Genomic DNA, 4,421 nt, shown 5'->3' with positions numbered 1-4,421 from the left:
TCCAACAACGAGCGGCTTATTTTATACGTCTTCTCGACGAAAAATACATCAATTTCATTCATCCTAATATACCTTAAGAATAGCAAAAGAGGCTGTCAATAATGACAGCCTCTTATTACATTTTGTATATCCCCCTCTAAAAAATAGAACAGGCCTGTTCTATTTTTTAGTACCCCTATATACCCTTTCTAAGAATTAGTACAGGCCTGTTCTAATTCTAGAAGCACATATATAGGCATTCTGAGATTACTACAGGCATGTACTAATTTTGGAATCACATGTATAGGACATTCTGAGATTAGAACATGAAGTTCACGTCTGTACGCCAGTAATCACCTAAATGATTACCATCCATATCTTTATTAGCAAAACCATAGTATGCACCAATAGATACGTTTTTATATGGAACATAGTTTACATTAGCCACAAAGCCTTTGTAACCATTACGTACACGAGCTACATTTTTTGTATCTACGTAGTGTTGATTATAGAAGCTATATGCTGGTGCAAAGGCGCTACTGAAGACAGGAGCGTTTGCTTCTTCATAATAGTATTGACCGCGTACGCTATAGGTACGAGCTTTACTAATATTGTAGTTACCATAACCTACACTAGCCATCCAAGCTTGGGAATTGGATATGCCTGGTGCTGTTAACCATTCTCCAAATACGTTCCAACGGTTAAAGTTCATATTCGCGTTAAGTCCCCAAATATTTTTGTATGGGGAATCGATAAAGGATTTAACTTGTTTACCTGTAGCCGCATCAATATCTTGGCCTTGGTATAATTTACCATTATGGAATCGGCCATACATACCGCCAAGGGTAACATGTTTATTAAGTTTACCCTTTACTTCAAGCATAGCAGCTGTAATGGTATTTTCCTTATCTTGGTACGTACCTGCGCCACCCCACCAATAACCATAGCTTGCGGATACGTCCAACTTACCATGTTTGTACATGAGGCGTGCCCCATCAATAAGGTCATCATACATAAGGCCTAGTGCAGGTGTATATAATTGACGACCTACGCGCAATGTTGTGTCCTTTCCGAAATGATGGTCTACATAGGCAAGGTTTACCTTAGCAACATTAGCATTGCTATTGCCGAGCTCACCAGCACCTTGTACACGAACAACAGCATCGGTTTTATCATTAACCTTAGCATTAAAGATCACACGCGCCCGATAATCAAAGGAAGAATGCTTTCCATAAGCATACGCGTCATCTTTCAATTGGCTGCCGCGATAACGTAAACGGTAATTACCTGTTACCTTCACATTGCCCACTTGATCTTCTAATTTTGCTACACGTACACCCAATGTATTAAGCTCATTGCTAAATTCATCAGCCAAGCGATTGATCATAGCTTGTTGTTCCGCATTCGCACGGTCTTGATTTGCCATGGCTTTCGCTACCATTTGAGCCATTTCGTACCGCGTAATATCTTTGTTGCCTTTGAAAGTCCCATCTGGATAGCCATTGATAATTCCAGCAGATGCCAATTGTTCTACCGATTGATAGGCCCAACTAGAAGGCTCTACATCGCTAAATGGATTCGCTGCATAGGCACTAACAGAACCCAATATAAAACAAGAAACTAAACTTGCTACTAATTTTCTATTCATAGAGATAACCCACTCTCGTCTATACACAATCAAACTATATGAATCTATATTCCCTACATAGCATCATAATACTATGTAAATACGATACAACATATTAGAGACGCCGCTTATTCATGTGGTGTTGTATACGTAATATCCTGTGCGGCGTAGCTTTCACCATGAGCCAATACGTGAACGATTGTTTCCAATGTAGCTCGTACGGTTTCAACAGCCATGCTAGGTTGATTTGGTTTATCTACCACTTGAGATGGCAAGTATGGAATGTGCATAAAACCAGCCTTGATATTGCCCTTTTGTGCTGCATAGTGACATACGCCGTACATCAAGTGATTACATACAAATGTACCAGCCGTGTTAGAAACCTTGGCAGGAATGCTTGCTTGATGCAATGCATTGACGATATTTTTAATAGGCAATGTAGCAAAGTATGCGCTAGGACCATCAGCTACGATTGGTTCATCCTCTGGTTGATTGCCGGCATTGTCTGGAATACGGAAATCGTCGCAGTTAATAGCAACACGTTCTACCGTGATATCTGTACGACCGCCAGCTTGACCAACGCAGAGAATGAAATCTGGTTCGCATTTTTCAGCGGCTGCTTTCACAGTATCAACAGATGTATAACGTACAGTTGGTACCATTTGAGTGACCACCTTATAATCGCCATCTGTATAACCATCCATCGTTTTTACCGCTTCCCATGCAGGGTTAATAGGTTCACCACCGAATGGATCAAATCCAGTAATTAAAATAGTTTTCATCATAACACCTCATAAGGATATTTCAAAAGATTGTTCAACCACAGAACAAGGTCTTAAATAAAGTAGTACATCAATAAAATATTCAATACAAGCATAGCCAATGCAATTGGAATTTGCGCTTTAATAACGCCGTATTGATCGCGCATTTCAAGGAGTGCCACCGGTACGATGTTAAAGTTCGCGGCCATAGGTGTCATCAATGTACCACAATAACCTGCAAGCATAGCGATAGCACCAACAGCTGCTGGGTTAGCACCATGAGCTACAACGAGCATTGGAATACCAATAGCACTGGTAATCATAGCAAAAGCAGCAAAAGCATTCCCCATGATCATGGTAAAGATAACCATGCCGAGACAGTATGCTACTACAACGAGGAATACATTATCGGCAGGTACTATACTAGCCACAGCACCAGAGATAATTTTACCAACGCCAGCCAAATTAAATAGATAGCCAAGAGCTGCTAATAATTGGGATAAAATAGCGGTCCAACCGATAGCATCGATGAGGCGGCGACCTTCGTGGAAGCCTTGGTTAAGTTTACCTTTAGTAATGTAAAGAGCGGCACACATAGCGATAATGGCTGCGATACCGAGGCCTACAAGGGCACCTAATTTAGTAAAGAAGCCAATGATGAATGTGATAATACCAACGAGCAAGGCTGGTACGAAAATAACATTACCAATACGAACCGCTTCACCCTTTTTGAATTCAATAGCAGATTCAAAATAGTGACCCTTGCCTAATTGTTTTACCAATACAATTCCGGCCATAACAATAACGAGCCAACCGTTGATTTCTTTAGAAAGGTAAGAACCAAAGATAAAGGATACACTGTACAAGAGCCAGAATAAGCCTGTACCGATGCGATATTTATGTTCCTTATCAAGGAATGATTGAATAGCAAAGATAAATAAGATAATCCCTACGAGAAGGTATACATAATCTAAGGGCTGCATTTTATAGATAAGTTCTAACATATTATTCAGCCTCCTTCTTTAATTCTTCTGGTGTAACGAGGATATTAAATTCATTTGGTACCAATTTACCAGCCTTCATATCCGCTTCGTCACGAGCAACAGAGGCTTGAATTGTTTTATCAAAGATAATAAAACGAATGAAGTTAACAATATATGCACAGATGGCTGTTGGCAATCCGTAAAGCACCATATCTGTTAATTCAACGGAATACCCCAATTGTTCCATAACGCCCTTGATGAGTAGTAACCCACCGGCAGCAAGGAATAGGTTTTGACCAAAGAAGTTACCGCTGTTATCTGCAGAAGCAGCAATGCCACGCACCTTATCGAGAGTACGTTGTGATACAGGACGACCTTGTGCTACAGCTGCTTCACTCATAGGAGCGATCAATGGGCGTACCATGGCAACCATACCTGACATATTAATACCAAAGGCTACTGTCACTTGACGTACAAATAGGTAAATCATAAAGATACGACCTGCTGTAGCAGCATTGATTTTGCTGATCAAAATTTCAGCCCGTTCACGTAAACCGTGACGTTCCATAAGACCAATAACAGGTAAAATTAGAATAAATAATGACATATAACGATTCTTAACAAAGGCTTCCCCTATAGCACCAACGATATCGTTGATACTGAGACCACCTGCAAGGCCCGTTACAAACCCTGCGGCTACGACAACTAACAAGGCATTAAAGCGCAGCATCAGACCGATGACCATCACTAAAATACCAGATAAGACTAACATAGTCTCACATCCTTTCAAAAACCATCTACCATTCAAAACTGAACGCATAGATATAACATATATGTATATATTATATATCCAAATGTAAAAATTCTGCATTATCTTGTACAAAAAAATACACCTCATGAGGAATTTCCTCACGAGGTGTATAGATTATAAAGCCCTTCCACGTTTTTAACGCAATTAGATCAAGTCTTTTTTAAACAATACTGTTGTATGTTGTTTTCCTCTAAAATGTACTTGATCATAAGCTTTAAATCCGAAGGATTCATACATCTTAGGCAACCATGGATGTTCCT

The 4,421-nt window shown here is 39.9% G+C and carries 4 protein-coding genes and 1 pseudogene; all 5 read right to left on the bottom strand.

Going from position 1 to position 4,421, the window contains the following annotated elements; translation table 11 throughout:
• Positions 1 to 298: 298 nt before the first annotated feature.
• The gene (locus RYP29_RS08330; protein ID WP_311533051.1) at positions 299 to 1,627 is read right to left on the bottom strand and encodes an S-layer homology domain-containing protein; all 1,329 of its coding nucleotides are present in this window, start codon (positions 1,625 to 1,627) and stop codon (positions 299 to 301) included.
• 107 nt (positions 1,628 to 1,734) lie between these two features.
• Positions 1,735 to 2,388 (bottom strand): pyroglutamyl-peptidase I, encoded by a 654-nt coding sequence (pcp, locus tag RYP29_RS08325; RefSeq protein ID WP_311533053.1) that lies wholly within the window; start codon positions 2,386 to 2,388, stop codon positions 1,735 to 1,737.
• Positions 2,389 to 2,441: 53 nt separating this feature from the next.
• Positions 2,442 to 3,371: a DUF979 domain-containing protein gene (locus tag RYP29_RS08320; protein WP_311533048.1), complete on the bottom strand. Its 930-nt coding sequence runs from the start codon at positions 3,369 to 3,371 to the stop codon at positions 2,442 to 2,444.
• A gap of 1 nt (position 3,372) precedes the next feature.
• Positions 3,373 to 4,122, bottom strand: a complete 750-nt coding sequence (locus RYP29_RS08315) for a DUF969 domain-containing protein (RefSeq protein ID WP_038149124.1) — start codon at positions 4,120 to 4,122, stop codon at positions 3,373 to 3,375.
• A gap of 183 nt (positions 4,123 to 4,305) precedes the next feature.
• Positions 4,306 to 4,421 (bottom strand): annotated as a pseudogene (locus RYP29_RS08310) (N-acetyltransferase); the annotation flags it as partial.

This window comes from uncultured Veillonella sp., from assembly GCF_963534045.1.
In the GTDB taxonomy this organism is placed as follows: Bacteria; Bacillota; Negativicutes; order Veillonellales; family Veillonellaceae; genus Veillonella.
Note: the sequence above shows the minus strand (reverse complement) of the source record. Positions and strands in the feature narration are given on the sequence as shown.